This is a genomic window from Aeromonas sp. 75A, from assembly GCF_051919425.1.
In the GTDB taxonomy this organism is placed as follows: domain Bacteria; phylum Pseudomonadota; class Gammaproteobacteria; order Enterobacterales; family Aeromonadaceae; genus Aeromonas; species Aeromonas veronii.
On record NZ_JBQBES010000002.1, the window covers coordinates 1,582,942 to 1,603,514 of the forward strand.

General features: G+C 59.4%; 19 protein-coding genes, 1 pseudogene and 1 riboswitch. Of the genes and pseudogenes, 7 read left to right on the forward strand and 13 right to left on the reverse strand.

All coding sequences use genetic code 11. The features are described 5' to 3' along the window. Positions 1 to 71: 71 nt before the first annotated feature. Positions 72 to 569, forward strand: coding sequence for a GNAT family N-acetyltransferase (locus ACTG2T_RS07240; RefSeq protein WP_330125423.1), 498 nt, complete (start codon positions 72 to 74; stop codon positions 567 to 569). A 97-nt stretch (positions 570 to 666) separates the two neighbouring features. After that, complete coding sequence (locus ACTG2T_RS07245) at positions 667 to 1,134, forward strand: glycine zipper 2TM domain-containing protein (protein WP_005340126.1); 468 nt, start codon at positions 667 to 669, stop codon at positions 1,132 to 1,134. 82 nt (positions 1,135 to 1,216) lie between these two features. Here the strand turns inward: ACTG2T_RS07245 and amt are convergent, their stop codons facing one another. Further along, positions 1,217 to 2,644 (reverse strand): ammonium transporter, encoded by a 1,428-nt coding sequence (gene amt, locus ACTG2T_RS07250; protein WP_139476542.1) that lies wholly within the window; start codon positions 2,642 to 2,644, stop codon positions 1,217 to 1,219. A gap of 505 nt (positions 2,645 to 3,149) precedes the next feature. On the opposite strand from amt, the gene ACTG2T_RS07255 reads away from it, so the two are divergent. Continuing rightward, positions 3,150 to 4,073: a GGDEF domain-containing protein gene (locus ACTG2T_RS07255; protein WP_151285743.1), complete on the forward strand. Its 924-nt coding sequence runs from the start codon at positions 3,150 to 3,152 to the stop codon at positions 4,071 to 4,073. 90 nt (positions 4,074 to 4,163) lie between these two features. On the opposite strand, the gene ACTG2T_RS07260 is transcribed toward ACTG2T_RS07255, so the two are convergent. Then, positions 4,164 to 4,790: an outer membrane beta-barrel protein gene (locus ACTG2T_RS07260; protein WP_330125422.1), complete on the reverse strand. Its 627-nt coding sequence runs from the start codon at positions 4,788 to 4,790 to the stop codon at positions 4,164 to 4,166. Between the two features lie 202 nt (positions 4,791 to 4,992). Between ACTG2T_RS07260 and ACTG2T_RS07265 the strand changes: the two genes are divergently transcribed. Further along, positions 4,993 to 5,631 (forward strand): exopolysaccharide biosynthesis protein, encoded by a 639-nt coding sequence (locus ACTG2T_RS07265; protein WP_330125421.1) that lies wholly within the window; start codon positions 4,993 to 4,995, stop codon positions 5,629 to 5,631. Between the two features lie 63 nt (positions 5,632 to 5,694). On the opposite strand, the gene ACTG2T_RS07270 is transcribed toward ACTG2T_RS07265, so the two are convergent. After that, on the reverse strand, positions 5,695 to 6,969 hold the full coding sequence (locus tag ACTG2T_RS07270; RefSeq protein WP_330125420.1) for an amino acid permease: 1,275 nt from the start codon (positions 6,967 to 6,969) through the stop codon (positions 5,695 to 5,697). 429 nt (positions 6,970 to 7,398) lie between these two features. Further along, a pseudogene (locus ACTG2T_RS07275) lies at positions 7,399 to 7,497 on the reverse strand (GGDEF domain-containing protein); the annotation flags it as partial. A gap of 127 nt (positions 7,498 to 7,624) precedes the next feature. On the opposite strand from ACTG2T_RS07275, the gene ACTG2T_RS07280 reads away from it, so the two are divergent. The 3 genes from ACTG2T_RS07280 (at position 7,625) to ACTG2T_RS07290 (ending at position 10,015) form a co-directional block, all read left to right on the forward strand. After that, the gene (locus ACTG2T_RS07280; protein WP_330125419.1) at positions 7,625 to 7,942 is read left to right on the forward strand and encodes a DUF6968 family protein; all 318 of its coding nucleotides are present in this window, start codon (positions 7,625 to 7,627) and stop codon (positions 7,940 to 7,942) included. Between the two features lie 23 nt (positions 7,943 to 7,965). Continuing rightward, positions 7,966 to 8,601, forward strand: coding sequence for a Vat family streptogramin A O-acetyltransferase (locus ACTG2T_RS07285; RefSeq protein WP_330125418.1), 636 nt, complete (start codon positions 7,966 to 7,968; stop codon positions 8,599 to 8,601). 217 nt (positions 8,602 to 8,818) lie between these two features. Further along, the gene (locus tag ACTG2T_RS07290) at positions 8,819 to 10,015 is read left to right on the forward strand and encodes a hypothetical protein (protein ID WP_330125417.1); all 1,197 of its coding nucleotides are present in this window, start codon (positions 8,819 to 8,821) and stop codon (positions 10,013 to 10,015) included. A 593-nt stretch (positions 10,016 to 10,608) separates the two neighbouring features. Here the strand turns inward: ACTG2T_RS07290 and thiH are convergent. The 9 genes from thiH to ACTG2T_RS07335 all read right to left on the reverse strand — a co-directional run bounded on the left by thiH (position 10,609) and on the right by ACTG2T_RS07335 (position 20,569). Next, positions 10,609 to 11,826, reverse strand: a complete 1,218-nt coding sequence (thiH, locus tag ACTG2T_RS07295; RefSeq protein WP_330125432.1) for a 2-iminoacetate synthase ThiH — start codon at positions 11,824 to 11,826, stop codon at positions 10,609 to 10,611. Positions 11,827 to 11,861: 35 nt separating this feature from the next. Beyond that, the gene (locus ACTG2T_RS07300; protein ID WP_330125416.1) at positions 11,862 to 12,629 is read right to left on the reverse strand and encodes a thiazole synthase; all 768 of its coding nucleotides are present in this window, start codon (positions 12,627 to 12,629) and stop codon (positions 11,862 to 11,864) included. A gap of 1 nt (position 12,630) precedes the next feature. Next, positions 12,631 to 12,837, reverse strand: coding sequence for a sulfur carrier protein ThiS (gene thiS, locus ACTG2T_RS07305; RefSeq protein WP_236317238.1), 207 nt, complete (start codon positions 12,835 to 12,837; stop codon positions 12,631 to 12,633). Beyond that, a complete protein-coding gene (locus ACTG2T_RS07310; protein WP_330125415.1) occupies positions 12,834 to 13,592 on the reverse strand; it encodes a HesA/MoeB/ThiF family protein in 759 nt (252 codons plus the stop codon). Before ACTG2T_RS07310 ends, thiS begins: the two co-directional genes overlap by 4 nt. Then, entirely contained in the window at positions 13,582 to 15,198 is a 1,617-nt protein-coding gene (gene thiE, locus ACTG2T_RS07315) for a thiamine phosphate synthase (protein ID WP_330125414.1), read from the reverse strand. The genes ACTG2T_RS07310 and thiE overlap by 11 nt, the downstream gene beginning before the upstream one ends. Then, positions 15,195 to 17,186: a phosphomethylpyrimidine synthase ThiC gene (gene thiC / locus ACTG2T_RS07320; protein WP_158113741.1), complete on the reverse strand. Its 1,992-nt coding sequence runs from the start codon at positions 17,184 to 17,186 to the stop codon at positions 15,195 to 15,197. The genes thiE and thiC overlap by 4 nt, the downstream gene beginning before the upstream one ends. Before the next feature lie 280 nt (positions 17,187 to 17,466). Then, a riboswitch (TPP riboswitch) is annotated at positions 17,467 to 17,579 on the reverse strand. A 271-nt stretch (positions 17,580 to 17,850) separates the two neighbouring features. Beyond that, complete coding sequence (gene aerA, locus ACTG2T_RS07325; protein WP_199258981.1) at positions 17,851 to 19,314, reverse strand: aerolysin AerA; 1,464 nt, start codon at positions 19,312 to 19,314, stop codon at positions 17,851 to 17,853. Between the two features lie 260 nt (positions 19,315 to 19,574). After that, positions 19,575 to 20,060 (reverse strand): hypothetical protein, encoded by a 486-nt coding sequence (locus ACTG2T_RS07330; protein ID WP_330125413.1) that lies wholly within the window; start codon positions 20,058 to 20,060, stop codon positions 19,575 to 19,577. Positions 20,061 to 20,146: 86 nt separating this feature from the next. Beyond that, positions 20,147 to 20,569, reverse strand: coding sequence for a hypothetical protein (locus tag ACTG2T_RS07335; RefSeq protein ID WP_005340092.1), 423 nt, complete (start codon positions 20,567 to 20,569; stop codon positions 20,147 to 20,149). Positions 20,570 to 20,573: the final 4 nt, after the last annotated feature.

Genomic DNA, 20,573 nt, shown 5'->3' on the forward strand with positions numbered 1-20,573 from the left:
ATGACTCCTTTTCTGCCGTTGACTCCAAGGTCAGCGGCGTTGCCGATCCGTTTGCTGCCAATGGAGTCCTGATGCACCACAACCCGCCCTTGCTACGCACCGCCACCCACAATGACATGCACGCCATCTGGCAGATCGATGCCAAGGTGTTTGGCGAAGATGTCTATCCCGCCTTCTTCTTCCGTCAGGCGATGGATTTGTGGCCCGAGTTGTTGCTGGTGGCCGAATACGAGGGGCAGCTGGTGGGTTATGTGCTGGGGGGATTCGGTCAGGAGCGGTCGCAAGGCTGGGTGCTCTCGCTGGCGGTGCTGCCGGAGGCGCGCGGTTTCGGTCTGGCCGAGCGAATGATGCGCCAGATGGAGGCCAACCAGCAGGCGCTGCAGATCAGCGAACTGCGGCTCACGGTCGATCCGGCCAATCCGGCCCAGCGCCTCTACTACCGGCTCGGTTACACATTGCAGGCAGAAGTAGCCGACTATTTCGGCCTCGGAGAAGACCGTCTGCTGCTGGTTAAAACCCTCTCCGGTACAGCTGCGATTCAAGGACAAAACCGGTTACAGAACGCATAATTGGTTACATTTTGCCGATTTCATGTGTGACGGGGTTGGAGTAAAGTTCACTCATCAACCGGATTGTTCAAATTACGTGCAGCCCAGGAGGCCCACCATGTTGAAGCGTATGACCCTTATTGCCCTGCTGGCAGCAACCACCATCACCGGATGCGCCAACAGTGACGTTTACTCTGGCGATGTTTACACCAAAGACCGCGCCAAACAGGTGCAGACCGTCAGCTACGGCACCATCATCTCCACCCGCCCGGTGAAGATCCAGGCCGATGAGAACTCCCTGATTGGCACCATTGGCGGCGCCGTAGTCGGTGGCCTGCTGGGCAGCACAGTCGGTGGCGGCACCGGACGCGACATCGCAGCCGCAGGCGGCGCCATCGCCGGTGCAGCGGCAGGCAACGCCATCGGCAACAAGATGAATCAGGTCGACGGCGTCGAGCTGGAGATCAAGAAAGAGAACGGCGAAGCCATCGTGGTCGTGCAGAAAGCCAGCCCCACCTTCACCCCGGGTGCTCGCGTGCGCATGACCCAGGGCAATGGCAGCATCAACGTGGCCGTCGTGAACTAAGAGTGTGAACTCAGGCTTTGCAGCTTTAGAGTCATAAAAAAACCGCCGGTTCCGGCGGTTTTTTGTTGTCTGACGTTCGGGATTACATGCTGTAAGCCTTCTCGCCGTGGGAGGTGACATCCAGCCCTTCCCGCTCGGCATCGCCGTTCACCCGCAGACCCACCAGCATGTCGACCGCCTTGAAGGCAATCGCCGCCACGGCACCGGACCAGAGCAGGGTGACACCGACCCCGATAGCCTGGATCTTCACCTGAGTCAGGATGGAGTAGCCCTCGGCAACCTGATTGGTGACATAATCCCACACCCCGGTGCCGCCCAGATCCGGGCTGGCAAAGACGCCGGTCAGCAGGGCGCCGAGAATGCCGCACACCCCGTGTACGCCAAACACGTCCAGACTGTCATCGGCCCCCAGCAGGCGCTTGAGACCGTGGACACCCCACAGACCCGCCACGCCACTGATAAGGCCCATCACCAGACCACCGCCCACACCGACGAAACCGGCTGCCGGGGTGATCACCACCAGACCGGACACCGCACCAGAGGCGGCCCCCAGCAGGGAGGGACGTCCCTTCATCACCCACTCGGCCAGGGTCCATGAGAGAGCTGCCGCAGCCGGCGCCACCCAGGTGTTGATAAAGGCAAGTGCGGCGATACCGTTGGCTTCCAGCGCGGATCCCGCGTTGAAACCGAACCAGCCGAACCAGAGCAGGGAGGCACCGATCATGGTCATGGTCAGGCTGTGGGGGGTCATGGGATCACGACCGTAGCCCAGACGCTTGCCCACCAGATAGGCACCCACCAGACCCGCCACGGCGGCGTTGATATGCACCACTGTGCCGCCTGCAAAATCCAGCGCACCATGCTGGAACAGATAACCGGCCGTTGCAGTCGCTGTGGCGGCAGCCTCGGCGCTGGTATAGGCATCCGGACCTGCCCAGTACCACACCATATGAGCCAGCGGGATATAGGCGAAGGTGAACCAGATCACCGAGAAGAGCAGCACGGCAGCAAACTTGATGCGCTCGGCGAACGCCCCCACGATAAGGCCGCAGGTGATGGCGGCAAAGGCCCCCTGGAACACCACATAGATCAGCTCGCTGATCCCGACCCCCTTGCTGAAGGTGGCGGCGATGGAGTCAGGGGTTACACCCTTGAGCAGCACCTTGCTGAAGGAGCCGTAGAAATTGCCCCCCTCGGTAAAGGCCAGCGAATAGCCGTAGATCACCCAGAGCACGCAGATGAGGCAGAACAGGGTAAAGACCTGCATCAGCACGCTCAGCATGTTTTTGGCCCGCACCAGACCACCGTAGAAGAGGGCCAGACCGGGGATCGACATCAGGATCACCAGCGCCGCCGAGAGCAGCATCCAGGTGTTGTCACCCTTGTTGATTGTCATGGCGGCAACCGGTGCCACCGCAGTCTGTACCTGAGCGACCTCTTCGGCCCAACTTGGGGTAACCAGCAAGGCAGGCAACATCGTCAGACCCGCCATCATCCATTTTTTGACCATAGAGCACTCTCCTTCCCTGTCGTACCGGTACAAGACCGGCTCCGTTTCCCTGATTGAATCTGTGGCGAACCGCAAGGTGTTGCTGCAACCCGCCAGAATCACACCCGTGCCCGGCACGGGGATGCCTCTTGCCACTTCCTCATCACTGCGTCTGCCGCCGATGACCGCAAGAGACCGTCTGACATGTAAAAAGCATAAAGCGGGCCATAAATTTAAATACTTTTAAATCAACGCATTAGCAAGGTTGCGCATCATCAATGCACCAATTTGGCGCATGAGCTGCGCTAACCTGCCCAGGGTCGCCCTGTCGCAGGGCAGGCGATACGTCGTGCACCAGAAGTGCGCAAACCCTGAGCCAGCCCACAAGCTGACGTCATCGATATCGCGCGCTGCGGGCCCGCTCGTTTACACTGACAGACCAGCCGTTTCCTGTTATCCGACCACGGCATGCCATTACACAGCCCCTTGTTTGCAACCTGATGGCAGGCCCAATCCGAGGAACACCATGCAGTTCGATCGTCTCGACATCAGCCTCTCCCACTACCGTCACCTCGACCGTGAGCATCGCGCCCACATCGCGCTGCTGGGGATAGTGATGCTGGCCATCATGGCCCTTCATCTGTTGCTGCTGCCCCACTTCCCCTACGAGCGCTTTTACGCCGTCAGCTTTGGCTTCGAGGTGATCAACTGGCTCACCATGCTGTTCCTGTTCTGGGTGGTGCAGTGCGCCCACCTGCCCACCCACACCTACCGCATGCTCTCCTGCGGTCTGATGTTGTGGATCATGGGGGCCACCGCCGACATCATGGATGAGCTGGTGGCGCAGCCACTCTGGCTCGCCATCTATGCCGAGGATCTGTTGCGCTCCAGCGGCATCCTGCTCAGCAGCATCGGCATCCTGAGCACCATGCACCACCTCTTCCACATCAATACCCAGCTCAGACAACAGGCGCTGTTCGACGATCTCACCCGGCTGCCAAACCGGCGCTACTTTCATCAGCAGCTGTTTCTGGAACAGGGGATTTGCCACGCCCTCATCCTGCTGGATCTGGATCACTTCAAGGTGATCAATGACAACTACGGCCACGATATCGGGGATCGGGTGTTACAGCAGTTTGGCGAGCTGTTGCAACAGCACTGCCCGCCCGGTGCGCTGGCGGCCCGTGTCGGGGGTGAAGAGTTTGCCCTGCTGCTGCCCGTCGCCCACGAAGCCGAGCTGCTGCAACTGGCCAACACCCTGCTCACTGCGACCCGCACCATCGCCCCCGACCCGGCCCATACCATGACGGTCAGCCTGGGAGTGGGGATCCGCGAGCCCAAGGAGCCGGCCGTCTCGCTGTTCAAACGGGTGGATCAGGCACTTTATGGCGCCAAGGAGGCGGGCAGAAACTGCGCGGTATGGGCGATGCCAACTAACAAGGAGGTATGAAGATCTGCAGGTTGATTGCCGATAACGGCGAAACATTGCTGCTGAAACAGGGGCCCAAAGGCCCCTGTTTCATAGGGAAAATCCCCTCACCTAAAAGCGGAAGGTAAGACCGATATTGGCCTGCCATTGGGTTACCAGCTCCCCGCGCACCTTGAACACGCACTGCTCCGGGTTGCAGAGAAACTGATTGTTGTCGTTGACCAGCGAACCATAACCGCGCACCTCGGCCCGCAGCGCCAGATGCTCGGCGAGGCGCGGTTGCACCCCGAGCGCCAGCGACATGGAAGGGGTCACCTCGCTGTCGTAGGCGGCAAATCGGGTCACCCCGATCCCGGCGCCGATGTAGGGCGCCATCAGGTTGTCAGAGAGGGTCAGCGCACCGGCAAAGTGCAGGATGTCCACCGTCAGGCGATCCGGCTGATCGGGGGAGAGGGTGGTGGACTGGTGGCTGTAGAGCAGTTCGATCATGCCGGGGTCATCCACTTCCTTGCTGATGAAGAGCCCCCAGCTGCCGGAGGCCTGCCCCTTCAGCTCGTCAAGGCTGGCCGACACCGGCGCGGGCTGGGGATCGTCGTTGCGCTTGAAATCGATGGCGGAGCTGTAGCCGTAAAATGGCGTCACCTGCCAGCCCAATCCTGCCCCGGCCTCCCCCTCACCGCTCCACGCCTGCCCAAGGGGCAGCAGTGCCCCCATCATCACCATCCCGACTCGTCTCATCCTTACCTCCGGCCAATCCATTTTGCTCAAAAAGCATACCAGAGCCATCCCGTCGCCATCCTAAATGGCACCTGTACCGGCTCATTTTCCGCGGCGTTAAAAGCACCTGAGCCATTCATCGGCCATTAACCCCGGCCATATGCTGGCGTCCAATCCGGGTCATGGTGGCCCGGCACAAGCCGACAGCAGAAGGATGCCGGAGATGGCGACAGCCCCCCTCAACGACCCGCAACACACCCTCGCCAATACCCTGCGGGCCACCGCCCACGCCATCGAGGAGAGCCATATCAGCCTGCGCCAGATACTCGCTCTGGTCGGCGAGCAGGGGATGCTGCTGTTTTGCGTGCTGCTCACCGTCCCCTTCCTGCTGCCGGTCTCGATCCCCGGTGTCAGCACCCCGTTTGGCCTGCTGATCCTCTTTATCGGTATCGGCATTACCCTCAACCGGGTGCCCTGGCTGCCCGCCATGCTGATGGAGCGCCGTTTCGCTGCCGACCAGCTCAAGCCGACCCTGCACAAGGGTGCGGATCTGCTGGCCCGGGTCGATCGCTACATCCGCCCGCGCCTGCTTGCCCTGACCGCCAGCAGCACAATCAACCGCTGCAACGGTCTGCTGATCATGCTGGCCGCTCTGCTGCTGATGCTGCCCCTTGGCGCCATCCCCTTCACCAATGCCCTGCCCGCCTGGGCCATTCTGCTGCTGGCTACCGGCATGCTTCAGCGGGATGGTCTGTTTGTCGCTGGCGGCTATCTGCTGGTGAGCGCGACCCTGGTCTGGTTCGGCGTACTGGCAGCCGGCCTGCTGATGGCGGGCCAGAGCGCCACCAGTTTGCTCGGGTAAATGCGAGACAAAGAAAAAGGGCGACCTGATGGTCGCCCTTTTTGACTTGTGCGGGATCCGCCGTTACAGCAGATCGTAGATAAGGGCCGAGATGGCCAGCAGCCCGATCACCAGCACGAAGAGGGTACTCGCCCCGCGATAACGCTTGAGGGCGGGCAGACGATAGATGGAGCAGGCCGGCAGCAGGAACAGGATCACCGCGATCAGCGGCCCGCTCACCTTCTCGATGATCTCCAGCACGTTCGGATTGAGGTAGGTAATCACCCCGGTCACCACGAACAGGATCACCGACGAGACCCGCGCGATGGTCGTTTCACGCAGGGAAAGTCCCAGCCCCTGACAAGCACCGCTCACCATGCTCACCGTCCCCTCGCTCACCCCCATGGAGGTGCCGAGGAAGGATTTGGACATGGCCAGAATGGCGATAAGCGGCCCCACATAGGCGATCAGCGGATTGGAGAACTTGTTCGCCAGCGCTGACAGCACGGAGATATTGTCGATGCGCGCCTGCGCCATCTCGGCCTGACTCAGGCTCATCACGCAGCTCACCACGAAGAAGAGCACGCTGCCGCAAATCAGCAGGCTGCTGCACTTGATGATCCGCTTGGCGCGCAGGTCGGCGCTCTCCTGACAACGCTTCTTCTGCGCCGCACTGAAGGAGGAGATGATGGGCGCATGGCTGAACGAGAACACCATCACCGGCACGATCAGCCAGAGGGATTTCCAGAACGCCGGATCACGCCAGTCCACCGCCTGACTCTCGCTGAAGTAGGAGAGGCTCCACTGGGGCAGCAGATAGATGGAGAGGCCGATCAGAAAAGCGACCATGGGCAGCGCCAGCACGCTGATGGCCGACACCACGATCTGCTTGCCCGCCAGCAGCACCAGATGCAGACCCAGCATCACCCCCAGCACCAGCAGTCCGCGCGGGATCTCGGCATCCCCCAGCTGGTGCACCACAAAGCTCTGGATCGCGTTGGTGATGGAGATGCTGTAGACCAGAATGATGGGGTAGAAGGCGGTCAGATAGACCAGCATCAGCAGCTTGCCCGCCCGCGCTCCGAAGTGCTCCTCCACCACATGGGTGATATCCCCCTCCTTGTGGGAGCTGGAGAGCACAAAGCGGCTCAACGCCCGATGGGAATAATAAGAGAGCGGAAATGCGAGCAGCAAAATAAAAAATAAAATAACCGGCGAATTACTGCCGACGGTAATTGGGAGAAATAGCGTACCGGCACCGACCGCAGTGGCATATAAGCCCATGGTCCATACCGAATCACTTTTCTCCCATTTCAATTTTGAAACCGGGTTACTCTTTTCAGCAATAGAAACACTCATTGCAATATATACCTTATTAATCTGTCATCATTATTTTTATTGGCCCGAATAACAGGCTGGCAATATCAGGCGGCATTTGGCCGCAGGTGCAGAAAAAGCAAATCCGCCAGCAGCCAACAGGGCCACCGGAGTGAAATGGAGATGCCACGCTACCATCGTTGAAATCGCCATCCGGGTCAAGGTTAATAATTCATGACCGTTTGAATCGGATTGTTTCAAAACGGGGCGAGATGTATCGCATTCGTCACCAGCACACCCATTTATCCCCATTTGATAACATACCGATAAACCCTTGTTCTGTTGCCCAACAACACAAATAAGAACAGCGATCGGGCAGCCAATATTACCACCATAGCCCGCGAGATATCAGTGAAATAATATGGCGAACTTTTCATCCAATTAATGTTTACATCAACAAGGGCTTGTTCATTAATTTTCTGGGGTGGCCGGACAGTGCGCCACCCGATTGCGCCCCGTCCGCTTGGCCTCGTAGAGCCACTCATCGGCACGGGCCAGCACCGCACTCATCCCCCCATATCTCGTTGTTTCAACACAAGAGTTCATTTACGCTGGCCATCTTGAGTCTGGCTCTCGCCCCATCTGCCAGCAGGATGCCCGCCACCTTATGGCGACCCCACGGAAAAGGAACCACAGGATGAAAAATACCATCGTCAAAGCCCGTTTCGAGGCGGTCAGCCTCGAAGGGGAACAGCTCACTCTCAAGATCGCCATCAAGGCCCCCGAGCCGGATCCACGCTCGGCTGGCGGTGACTGGCGCTGCAAGGTGAAGCTGGCGGGGCTGAGCGACAAGACCTTTATCTACGGCATCGACAGCCTGCAGGCCCTGAGCCTCGCCATCAAGTTTGTCGAGACCGAGCTGCGCGCCTTCTCCGATGCGGGCTGGCAGTTCTATCTGCCGGGCAGCCCCGATCACCCCATTGACATGAGCGCCTGCTACTTCCCGGCGCTCTAGCCCGACCCATCCTAGGAGACCAGATGCACGGACCCGATCCCGCCAATCCCCACCCCATGAACGGCTTTCCCCAGGTGTGCTTTATCAAGAACACCATCAAGGGGCCCAATATCGAGGTGGGTGACTACACCTATTACGACGACCCGGAGGATTCGGCTGGCTTCGAGCGCAACGTCCTCTACCACTTCCCCTTCATCGGCGACAAGCTCATCATCGGCAAGTTCTGCGCCATCGCCCGCGGGGTGAAGTTCATCATGAACGGCGCCAACCACCAGACCTCCGGCTTCTCCACCTACCCCTTCTTTATCTTCGGCAACGGCTGGGAGCATGCCGCCCCCGCCCCGGGCAGCCTCCCCTACAAGGGGGATACCGTGATCGGCAACGATGTCTGGATTGGCTATGACGCTATGATCCTGCCGGGAGTAAAAGTCGGCAATGGCGCCATCATCGCCGCCCGCTCCGTGGTCACCGGCGATGTGCCCGCCTACGCCGTGGTCGGCGGCAACCCCGCCAAAGTGATCCGCTACCGCTTCGACGACGACACCATCGCCCGTCTCAACGCCATCGCCTGGTGGGACTGGCCGGTGGAGCAGATCAGCCGGAACTTAAAGTTGATTAGCGGTGGGAAGATCGAGGAGTTGGAGAGGGTTGATTTATAGGAGGTTAGCCAGCAACAGTTAGTACCTGATACAAAAGAAGCATCCACCAAGCTGATCTAGCTATCACGATGCGTACCATCTCACACTCTCAGCTCAAAAAACTTCAGGAAAAACCTACACAGCCGTATACTGACCTACAATAGCATTACTACAATTATCTTTATAATTTATATTTTTACATGAACAGCCACTGTATTGACAGTTATAAGGAGGGGATTTGTTTAAGGTAGAATATTTGGTCTTGTTTGATACTAGCAAAACACAGTGCAAAACTGTTTTAGCATTAAAAAACTTACTGCAAGTTGATTCAGATATATCTATTGACAGAAATAAGGTTGTATTTGAAAAGAAGTCAGCTGATATATCTGTCAAGCTTGGAAAGAAGGATGACAATGCTCACATTTACTTCAATGTTATTTTGAAATGCAAAGAAGAATCTGAGTTGGATTGGTTTTCAGGACTTCAGAGATCAATTAGAAGCTCACTCGCATTAATAACAAAATCGACTTATGTTGTATGGGACGACTTAAGCCTTTACTATAGTGGTCAAGCATATCCTATAATATTCAAAATTGAAAACATGATGAGGCAAATAATCACAAAATTTATGCTTGCGAACATAGGGCTTGGCTGGACAAAAGAAAGATTACCTACCGACGTTCAGCAATCAGTAAACATTAACAACAAAGATGCAAATTATTTGTACAACGTTGATTTTATTCAGCTTAAAAATTTTTTATTTAGTGAGAACTACCCTAACCATAAAGATAGCTTGATTAGAAAATTTAAGTCAGCAAAAAACATATCTGAGTTGAATCTCGATGAAATAAAGGAATTAATTCCAGAATCAAATTGGGATAGATATTTCAAACCCATAGTTGAATGCGAGGCTGAATATCTTAAAAAACGATGGGATTCACTATATGACTTAAGGTGCAAGGTTGCTCACAATAAAGATTTCACTAAAACAGCATTAGAGAATGTCAGAAATTTAGCATCAGAGCTAACTCCAATTTTAGAAAAAGCAATATCGTCTCTAGATAATATTTCAGTATCAGATGATGAGAAAGACGCTGTATTTGAAAAAGTATTAAACAATTACGACACAGTTTTCTCTAAATTCATGGCTCGCTTCCACAAATTAGACTCAACCCTAGACCTGCTGTTAAAAAAATACGCATCAAATATTGATGAAAACAATTTCAAAACCACACTTGATAAAATTGGTTTTTTACAAAGAAATGCCCTCATCAATGACCGTCAAGTACACATAATGCATATGGCAAGAAGAATAAGAAACAGGCTTGTACACAATGACTTTGATATTAATGGTGGCGAAATAACACACGTACAGATGATGCTTGAAGAGATGATTCCTGAGTTGGAATTCGACTTAAACGGAAGTAAAAAATAAATTCTCACATAACCACACAAATTTATTCTTTTCCTGAAAAAATGGTATTGCTCCCTCTTACCTCGCTGAGACGAGCCCGCTTGTCTAGGCCGCGAGACAGGATGTCGAGCGAGCGGCGTCGGGCCATGGGCCAAATCGGGAAAGGGCGAGCCCAGCTCGACCCGATTTGGCGCAAGAACAGGGATGTTCGAAGCGGACTTTGGCCGGCGCCATGGATGGCAAAGGCCAAAGGCCCGCCAGCGCGAGCCGTCGGACAAGCGGGTGAGCCGAAGGAACCCGACGTAAGTCGGGCGAATAAACGGGGGAGAAGACCTTTGGTGCGATTTCGGAAAAGAGCGGGTCTTTCCAAAGTCACTCGCCCAAGCCCGAAGGGCGGGCGAAACCCCTTCGAGGCCAGCGGCCTCGCGTCCTGCACGGCAAAGCCGTGCCAACACACAACGGCCCCTGCCGCCAACGCCATACCTCGGAACGGACGATTACGCCTACCGGCTAATCGACCCTACGATTACTCGGCGCAGCCGTGCCTGCTCGCCACAGGCACGGAGTCTGGTTGGACGCCGGGATGCCACCGGCAAAGGGGGGCATGGCCGCCCCTATCGGCCCAAGAAGGGTTCCCAATCTTTAAACACCGGCTGCAAACCCGCCTGCCGCACGGCGGCGGCCACTTCCCCTACCGGGCGGTCGTCGTGGATGGCGAACTGCTCCAGCTCCTCTTTATCCCCCTCGGCATAGCCCCCCGGCTGGGTGCGCGACTCGGCCGACATCTGGGTGATGCCAAGGCGCACTGCGCCGTTGCGAAAGGTGGCCGACTCGCGGGTGGAGAGGGACAAGTCCAGCGTGGGCGAGAAGAGGCGCCAGGCGCAGATCAGCTGGGCCAGCTGGCGATCCGACATAACCACGGCAGGTTCAAGTCCGCCGGTGCAGGGGCGCAGGCGCGGGAAGGAGAGCGAGTAGCGGCTCTGCCAGTGGTGGCGCTCAAGCCAGCTCAGATGCTCGGCGACAAAGTAGCTGTCGGCGCGCCAATCCGAGGAGAGGCCGATGAGCGCCCCCAAGCCGATTTTGTCGATACCGGCGCGGCCGAGCCGATCCGGCGTGGCAAGGCGCCATGCGATGTCCCGCTTGTTGCCGCGCAGATGGTGGCGGGCGTAGGTGGGGGCGTGGTAGGTCTCCTGATAGACCATGACGGCATCGAGGCCGAGGCTTTTCAGCTCGGCATATTCGGCCTGCGAGAGGGGCTGCACCTCCATCCCCACCGTGCTGAAGTGGCGGCGGATGATGGGCATCACCTCGCGAAAATAGGCGAGCCCCACCTTGTGCTCGTGCTCGCCGGTCACCAGCAGCACGCTGTCAAAACCGCGCGCCTTGATGGCCAGACACTCGCGCTCAATCTCCTCTTTATTCAAGGTCTTGCGCTTGAGGCGGTTGCTCATGGAGAAGCCGCAGTAGGTGCAGTCGTTGGCACAGAGGTTCGACAGATAGAGCGGCACATAGAAGCCGATGGTGTTGCCAAAGCGCTGGCGAGTCAGCCGCTCGGCCTCGGCTGCCATCTGCGGCAGATAGGCTTCGGCGGCAGGGGAGATCAGCGCCATAAAATCGGCCAAGGTACGGCGGGGTGAACCCAGCGCCCGCTCTACATCGGCGGCGGTCTTGGCGCGGATCTGCATGCCGATATCGTCCCACTCCAGCTCCCGCCAGCGGTCGATAAAGGAAGGCGCATCAGCCCTCACCCCCAGCCCCTCTCCCTTATTTTGTGAAGAGCCGAGAGGGGGGCCAAACACATCGGCCTCGGGAGAAACCGAGAAAGAGGGCATGGCGATTGGCTCTTGCCCCGCGCCAGCATCATGACTCATAACGCCCCCAGAAAATCGGTGAGCGGGCTGGAGGCTTGGGCCTGCAGGGCGCGGGCGCCTAGGCCCGCCTTATAGGCGCTGCGACCGGCGGCGCAGGCCAGCGCAAAGGCGCGGCCCATGGCGACCGGGTCGCCGCTCACCGCAATGGCGGTGTTGACCAGCACGGCATCGGCCCCCAGCTCAAAGGCGGCAGCGGCGTGGCTCGGCGCACCGATGCCCGCATCCACCACCACCGGCACATTGGCCTGCTCGACGATGATGGAGAGAAACTCCCGGGTCACCAGCCCCTGATTGGAACCGATGGGCGCACCGAGCGGCATCACGGCGGCGCAGCCCACCTCTTCCAGCCGCTTGCAGAGCACGGGATCGGCGCCGCAGTAGGGCAGCACCACAAAACCCTCTTTCACCAGCTGCTCGGCGGCTTTCAGCGTCTCGATGGGATCGGGCAAGAGGTAGCGCGGGTCGGGGTGGATCTCCAGCTTCAGCCAGTTCGTCCCCAGCGCCTCGCGGGCGAGGTGGGCGGCAAACACCGCCTCGGCGGCGGTCTTGGCGCCAGAGGTGTTGGGCAGCAGCTTGACCCCGAGTTGCAGCAAGGGGCTCAGGATATCGTCGTGGGCCTTGCCCGGTTCAAGCCGCTTGATGGCCATGGTGACCAGCCGGGAGCCGCTCGCCTCGATGGCGGCGGCCATCAGATCCGGACGGGCAAACTTGCCGGTGCCGGTAAAGAGGCGCGATGAGAAGGTGTGATCGGCAATCTTGAGCATGTCAGCCTCCGGCAATGGCGGTGAAGAGGTGAAGTTCGTCCCCGTCATTGAGACGGGTCTCGGCCCAGCGGCCACGGGGCAGCACGGCGCCGTTAAGGGCCACCGCTACGCCCTGTGGATTCACGTCTTGCGCCGCCAGCAGGTCGGCCACGCTCTGCCCTGCCGTCAGCGGCTGGACTTTATCGTTGAGTCGAATGGTCAAGGTCATGGGGTGATCTCCTTACGCTGCCCGCAAACCGGGCAATCGGGGTCGGGGGCCAGAGTGAGGGTCTGCCACTGATGGGTCAACGCATCGAAGCGGCGCAGGGTGCCAGCGACAGGGCTCGGCATCCCGAGCAGCAGTTTCAGTGCCTCCAGCGCCTGCAAAGAGCCCATCACTCCGACCAGCGGGCCGGTGACGCCGCTGGTCTCGCAGCTCTGGGCGAGCTTGGTATCCAGCGGATAGAGGCAGGCGTAACAGGCGTGATCGCTGCTGGTGCGCGCCATCAGCTGCCCCTGCCAACCCACTGCGGCGGCACAGATCCAGGACTTGCCCTGAGCCACGCAGGCGGCGTTGATGGCCTGGCGGGTGGCGAGGTTGTCGCAGCAATCGATCACCAGATCCACCTCGGCCACAAACTCCGGCAGGCTGGCGGCATCGAGCCGCTGGTTGATGGCGATCAGCTCCACCAGCGGGTTGCAGGCCGCCAACCGCTCGCGGGCCAGCTCCGCCTTGGAGTGGTTGACCGCCTCGCTATCGAACAGGATCTGGCGCGGCAGATTGCTGGAATCGACGGTATCGCCATCGGCCAGCCACAAGGTGCCCACCCCGGCCCCGGCCAGATAGAGGGCAAGCGGCGAACCGAGCCCGCCCAAGCCTACGATCAGCACGGACTTATCTTTCAGCCGTGCCTGCCCTTCTTCACCCACTTCCGCCAGCATCAGCTGGCGGCCGTATCGCAAATACTCAACATCAGAGAGCATGGGCAGCCTCCTGCAAGTCGGTCATGAGCAGTGCTGAACGCGGCTCATCCCCTGCCCCCACGGCGGCAAGCAGCCGTTCGGTCGCCCCCTGCCAGTCGTCGCTGGCAGTGATGGCCGAGACCAGCGCGATACTGCCGACCCCGCTTGCCTTGACCGCCGCCACCCGCTCCTCGCTGATGCCGCCGATGGCCACCGTCGGCCAGTCGCACATCAGGGCGCGGTAGCGATGCAGCCGCACCAGCCCCTGCGGGCGCGAAGGCATCGCCTTGGTGTTGGTCGGGAAGATATGCCCCAGCGCGATATAGGAGGGGGCCAGCTCGCGCGCTCGCATCAGCTCGAAGTAGCCGTGGGTGGAGATGCCAAGGCGCAGCCCGGCCGCCTGAATGGCGGCGAGATCGGCGGTCTCCATATCCTCCTGCCCCAGATGCACGCCCCAGGCGCCCGCCTCGATGGCCTGCTGCCAGTAGTCGTTGATAAAGAGCCGCGCCCCATGGCGGCGACCGAGCGCTACCGCATCGCGAATGGCCGGTGCCACCTGAGCGGCAGGCAGATTCTTGATCCGCAGCTGGATGGTCTTGACCCCCTGCCCCAGCAGGCGGCGCAGCCACTTGACCGAATCGACCACCGGATAGAGACCGAGGTTGTGTTCAGTCGGCGCGAAGGGGCCCTGCGGCAGGCGGGCGCTGCTTGTCTCATAAAGGCCGAAACGGCGATCGAGGGTTGACCCCACCAATACGGCGCGGGGGAAGTGAGCCAGATCGGCGGGCCAACCGAGATGGGCGATGGGGCCCGGGCCTGCCCCCACCCCCCGCGCCGCCGCCAACCCCTGTTGCAGGTAGGCTCGCGCCAGGGTGATGGCGTCCTCCACCGGATAATCCTGCGCTACCACGGCGGCAATGGCGCTGGCGTAGCAGCAGCCGGTGCCGTGACCGTGGCGGGTATCGAGGCGCGGCGCGGCGAGCCAGAACTCGCGGGTCTCGTCCTGGTAGTAATCGAGGCAGAGATCGCCGCTCCACTCCAGATGGCCGCCCTTGACCAGCACGGCGCGAGCGCCGAGTTTGCGCAGACGGCGGGCGGCGAGGCGCACCAGCTCGGGGCTGCTGACCGGCAAGCCGGTCAGGGCTTCCAGCTCGGGGCCGTTGGGGGTAATAAGCGACAGACGTGGCAGCAGCTGTTCGCGCACCGCCTCCAGCATATTGGGCTCCGCCATCGGGGTGCCGCTGCTTGCGATGGCCACCGGATCGTAGACCACGAAGGGCGCCTCGATGGCCGCCAGTCGGCGGGCCAGCACCTCGACGTGAAGCCGGGTCGGCAGCAGACCGATCTTGATGGCGGCGGGCGGCAGGTCGACGCCGAGGGCGTCGATCTGGGCGGTGAAGGTCTGCATCAGCACGGGGTCGACCATCTTCACCGCCACCGAGTTCTGGGCGGTAATGGCGGAGATGACCGAACAGCCGTGCACGCCGAGGTCATGCAATGTGTGCAAGTCGGCCTGAATGCCGGCACCGCCGCCGGAGTCTGAACCGGCGATGGTCCAGACAACTGGGCGGGAGTCGGTCACGGGCGACAGATCGGCAGGGCTGACAGCCCCGCTTGCGCTGCTCACGCCTCCTCCCCTGCGGCCTGTTTCAGTGCCGCCGCCTGATGGTAGATCTCGCCACCGGTCTCCTTGAAGGTTTCAGCCATGCGGGCCATGCCGCTCTCCACCTGAGCCACTACCTGCTCCTGCTGGCCATCCATACCGACCAGCTTGATCTCCACCGCTTCAAGCTTTGCGGCATAGTCACGCACGTCCTGAGTGATCTTCATGGAGCAGAACTTGGGCCCGCACATGGAGCAGAAGTGGGCCACCTTGCCGGACTCCTGCGGCAGGGTCTCGTCGTGGTAGGCGCGGGCGGTGTCGGGATCCAACGCCAGATTGAACTGATCCTCCCAGCGAAACTCGAAGCGTGCCTTGGACATGGCGTTGTCGCGGATTTGGGCACCCGGGTGACCTTTGGCCAGATCGGCGGCGTGAGCGGCGATCTTGTAGGTAATCAGCCCCTGCTTCACATCCTCCTTGTTGGGCAGCCCCAGATGCTCCTTGGGGGTGACGTAGCAGAGCATGGCGCAGCCGTACCAGCCGATCAGCGCGGCGCCAATGCCGGAGGTGAAGTGATCGTAACCCGGGGCGATGTCGGTGGTGAGCGGGCCCAGCGTATAGAACGGCGCCTCGTGGCAGTGCTCCAGCTGCTCGGTCATGTTGCGCTCGATCATGTGCATCGGCACATGGCCCGGCCCCTCGATCATCACCTGCACGTCGTACTCCCACGCGATTTTGGTCAGCTCGCCCAGGGTGCGCAGCTCGGCGAACTGGGCCTCGTCGTTGGCGTCATAGACGGAGCCCGGACGCAGACCGTCGCCCAGCGACAGCGCCACGTCATAGGCGGCGCAGATCTCGCAAATTTCTCGGAAGTGCTGGTAGAGGAAGTTCTCCTTGTGGTGCGACAGGCACCACTTGGCCATGATGCTGCCGCCGCGCGACACGATGCCGGTTAGGCGCTTGGCGGTCATCGGCACGAAGCGCAGCAGGACGCCGGCGTGGATGGTGAAGTAATCCACCCCCTGCTCGGCCTGCTCCAGCAGGGTATCGCGGAACAGCTCCCAGGTGAGGTCTTCGGCAATGCCGTTGGTCTTTTCCAGCGCCTGATAGATGGGCACGGTACCGATGGGCACCGGGCTGTTGCGCAGGATCCACTCGCGGGTCTCGTGGATGTAGCGACCGGTGGAGAGATCCATGACGGTGTCGGCGCCCCAGCGGGTCGACCAGACCAGCTTCTCCACCTCCTCTTCGATGCTGGAGGTGACCGCCGAGTTGCCGATGTTGGCGTTGATCTTCACCAGGAAATTGCGGCCGATGATCATCGGCTCCGCTTCCGGGTGGTTGATGTTGCTGGGGATGATGGCGCGACCGGCGGCCACCTCATCTCGCACAAATTCGGGGGTGATGTTCAGGGGCAAACGGGCACCGAAATCGCGGCCCGGATGCTGGGTGCGCAACAGTTCAGAGCGCACCCGCTCGCGCCCCATGTTCTCGCGAATGGCGATAAATTCCATCTCGGGAGTGACGATGCCGGCGCGGGCGTAGTGGAGCTGGGTGACCCGGCGGCCCGGCTTGGCACGACGCGGTTTCGGCAGATGCTCGAAGCGCAGGTGATCCAGCCCCTCGTCGGCCAGCCGCTCCTGAGTGAAGGTGGAGCTGAGCCCCGGCAGCTCGTCGGTATCATCCCGCTCCAGCACCCAGTTTTCCCGCAAGCGCGGCAGGCCACGGCGCACGTCGATGGCGACCCCCTCCTCCCCGTAACGGCCCGAGGTGTCGTAGACCGGCACCGGCTCGTTGGGTTCGAACTTGGGATCTTCTTTGGTGCCGCCGACGAAAGTATCGGCCAGCTGGATTTCCCGCAGGGGTACACGGATATCGGGGCGGGAGCCTTCGATAAAGATGCGCCGGGAGTTGGGATGAGCCATCCCCTTGAGGCTGTCGATAAAGGCCTGGGCGCTGGAGCGCTGCTCGCGGCGGCTGGATTTGGTGGTATCAGAAACAGAAGTAGACATAGCAAAACTCACATTAACTGGTTGAAGTTATGGGTATTTGCTTGTCTGGAGTTCGAGGAGAAGATGAACTTGCGGCGGGGTGTTTATCTCGGGAGGGAGTGCGCGCGGGATGGATCTCCGCGCTGCTGTTCTGCCGCTTCCCGCTCTCTGCACGCTGTGGGCAAGGCGCCCCACGTGCAGGAAAACCGGACGGGACAGACTCCCTCCTGTGCGCCCTGACCCATCAAGGATGATCCCTTCGATGAGCGGAAGAGGCTTGTTCCGCCTCCGGCGCGGTAACCCGCAAGTTACCCTTGTTCCCTTCGCAGGTTTTAACCTGATCAGGTTCCACGGATCCCGAATTAACGGTCTCAGCTTCGCGTCGTTCGACGGTCAGCACTCCGACAAGATGGCGCAAGTATAAGGGGGAAAATCTAAAGCACAAGCCGTTAACAATCTGGCCAACACGCCTCTTTCAACAAATGAGTGAACGATGCCTCGCTCACGGGGCCACCCCAAGTACAGGTCAAACCTGCGTTGGCATCCCCTTGGCAAGCCATAGCTTCCTGTTGTGATCATTCAGGGACAAGAGGAGAAAAAGAGGGAAAATCGAGGGGCGCAGGGCAAGTGCATCGTCTTGCGCAGAACAGAAACAGGCCCCTATGAAAGGGGCCTGCGAGGGAGGTTATTGAACCGGAACTATGGTCAGAGATACGTTGCCAAACCCTTCGTTGGCAAGGGCCTCGCTGTCCAGATCCACACCGGTAAGCGCCACCTCATCGGCAGAGGCACTGCGCAGCTGGGCAGCCTTCGCGGAACGGGTCTGGGGCTGACCGATTTCGATATCGCCGGCAAACTGGCTCTCGGCATAGAAGTCACCGGTCACTGCCGAACGGATCGGGCGCAGCACACGACCCAGGTTATTCTGCATGGTCGACAAACCATACTCGCTGATGGTCCAGTTCCAGTCCCACCACTTCACTTCACCCGGGATATAACGCTTGTCCCACTGGTAGCGAATGCTGCTTGCCTTGTCGCGGAACGGGCCGACGGCAAAGGTGTGCTCCCAGGTCGGACGATTCTCAGGATGGGTATACCAGGCATTGCCGCCCCAACGCAGGAAGCCCTTCATGGTCAGGTCATAATTGACCTCGGCCTTGAACTCGTAGGGGTAGGAGATGTTGGACTTGTAGAGGGCAACCCGCACCGGCAGGCTGGAGTGAGGCGGCACCGTGGGGCGCGCTTCAACCGAGACGGTCTCGGTCGTCGAGCCCCCTTTCTGGGAGGCCCAGCTCTGGCTCGCAGCGATCTCGATGGCCAGTTCGGTTTCCCCCACCAACGGCCACTGAAACTTGTTCTTGGTAGTCACCTTCTCGCTCAGGCTGTAGGTGTCGGTCTTCGACCAGTTGGTGGCCTTGTCGTACTTCAGGGTCACCACCACCTGCTGAGGCAGATCCGTGTAGTTGGTCGCATTGGCCGTGATGGTCTTGACCAGCTGCTTGCCGCTCTCGGTGACCTGACCATGGCTGAAGGAGTCGGGCTCCAGGGTATATGAGAAGTTGCTTACCTTGATGGAGCTCTTCTCCCCGCAACGATATCCGGAGCAGCCGCCGTCATTATTTCCCTTTATCAGCCAGCCATCGCCAACCCGGGTAACATCCATATCTTCCCCGACATAGGGGCTATGATTTCCACCCACCCAGGCGTATCCCAAATAATGAGCGAGATAACTGACCGGCTTGATAAAATAATCATTGTCGTGGACAAGCCGCCATTGCACATCGACCTCATCACCCGCCGGAATATTCCAGTCAGAGAGTGCTGGTATTTCTCCGGAAACCGGTGAGTTGGGATAACACCAGGTTTCTCCGGCAGTGCCCTGTTTGATTTCGCCATTATATCCCGGCCCCATAATCACCCAGCGATCCGCCAGCCCGGTGATCTGCCACTGCCCCATGCGGCTGACCAGATTACCCTTGATACTCATGGCTTCATCGCGGGTCAGAGGACGGTAACCACTGGCACAGACGCCCGTGCCAAGCCCCGCCCACTTGACCTGATCAGGGTAGACAGGTTCAGCCGCCTGCACCTGAGCGAGCATCAATGAAGACGCCAAAAACGCCAGATTGGCGGTAATTATTCTATTCATCATTTATCCCTCTTTCAGACATACGATAATTGTTATTGTGTAGAAATATCCTTTTTCATTTGACAGGTATGGACTCCGACAAAAGCTGACACAAATAAAATAAACCACCAAAAAACATCCATGACAAACAAAATAATGGTGGTATAAGAAAATAATTAGAGTGATGACTTTATTGAGGAATAAATCATAAATATTGTGGCAGCCATTATTTAATGGCTGCCACAATATGGTGAAGCTATATTAAATAAGAAGATACTGAATTACTCTTCCGGATTGATCACTTCAATTCCCTGCAATATTCCATTCGCCGAACGGATCAATACCAGCTCGCTCCCGGCATGCAGATCGGCGGCCGAACCGTTGACCCAGCGCACCAGCGGATTGAGTGGCACAGTGCCCAGGGTAGCCAACGTGAGCTGCCGGTCATCGAAGGATTGCAGGCGATCTTGCGCCCGCTGCCAGGGCTGATTGGCCAGCGGGGCTCTGGCGGCCAGCAGCTCAATGCGGGTGGCAACGCCATCGGCCACCAGCAGGGCGAGCTGGTCGCCGGGTTTGAGTGGCTGCGGCCAAATCTCCCCCTGCCGCCAGATGGCGGCACTGCCCAGCTCCACTTCGGCCCCCTGAAATTGCAGGCGGATGCCGTCGCTGTGCTCCAGCTCCACCAGCCACAATTCGTCGGCTCCCGCCTGCGCCGCCCAGAGCGGCACACCCAGCATCCATGCACACCACTTTCTCGATTGTTCCATCTTCGTTCGTCCCTGAACAAAAAGCCCATGCTGGACAAGCATGGGCTTCATTCGGGAGCATTTCTAATCGGAACGCAGAGATCGGATCAGTCATCCTCGCGGCAGCGGCTCAGACGCATGCCGTCAAACTTGCACTCCAGCTCAAGCCAGCGCCCTTCGAACGGCGCCAGACTGTTGTCAGAGGTGGTGTAGCCCCAGATCCGCCCTCCTTCGACCGGCCCCTCCAGATCCATCTCGTCCTTGTCATCTTCGTCGAGGGCTTCGACCTTGCGTACATAGCGTACGCCGTTCTCCACCACCCCCTTCATCTCGACCCAGGTACCACCGAGATCATCCTCGTTGAGCCAATCCTTGAAGCGAGTCTGGTCGTCGATCACGAACGGCATGCCGTTGACCATCAACTGGCCAAGCTGCCAGGTGGTGCGGCCGGTCAGTTTGAATTCGGTCGCCTGTGCGGTGCCAAGTGGCAACAATATCAGCAGCAGAAGGGCGCAGAGAGACTTCTTCATCAGG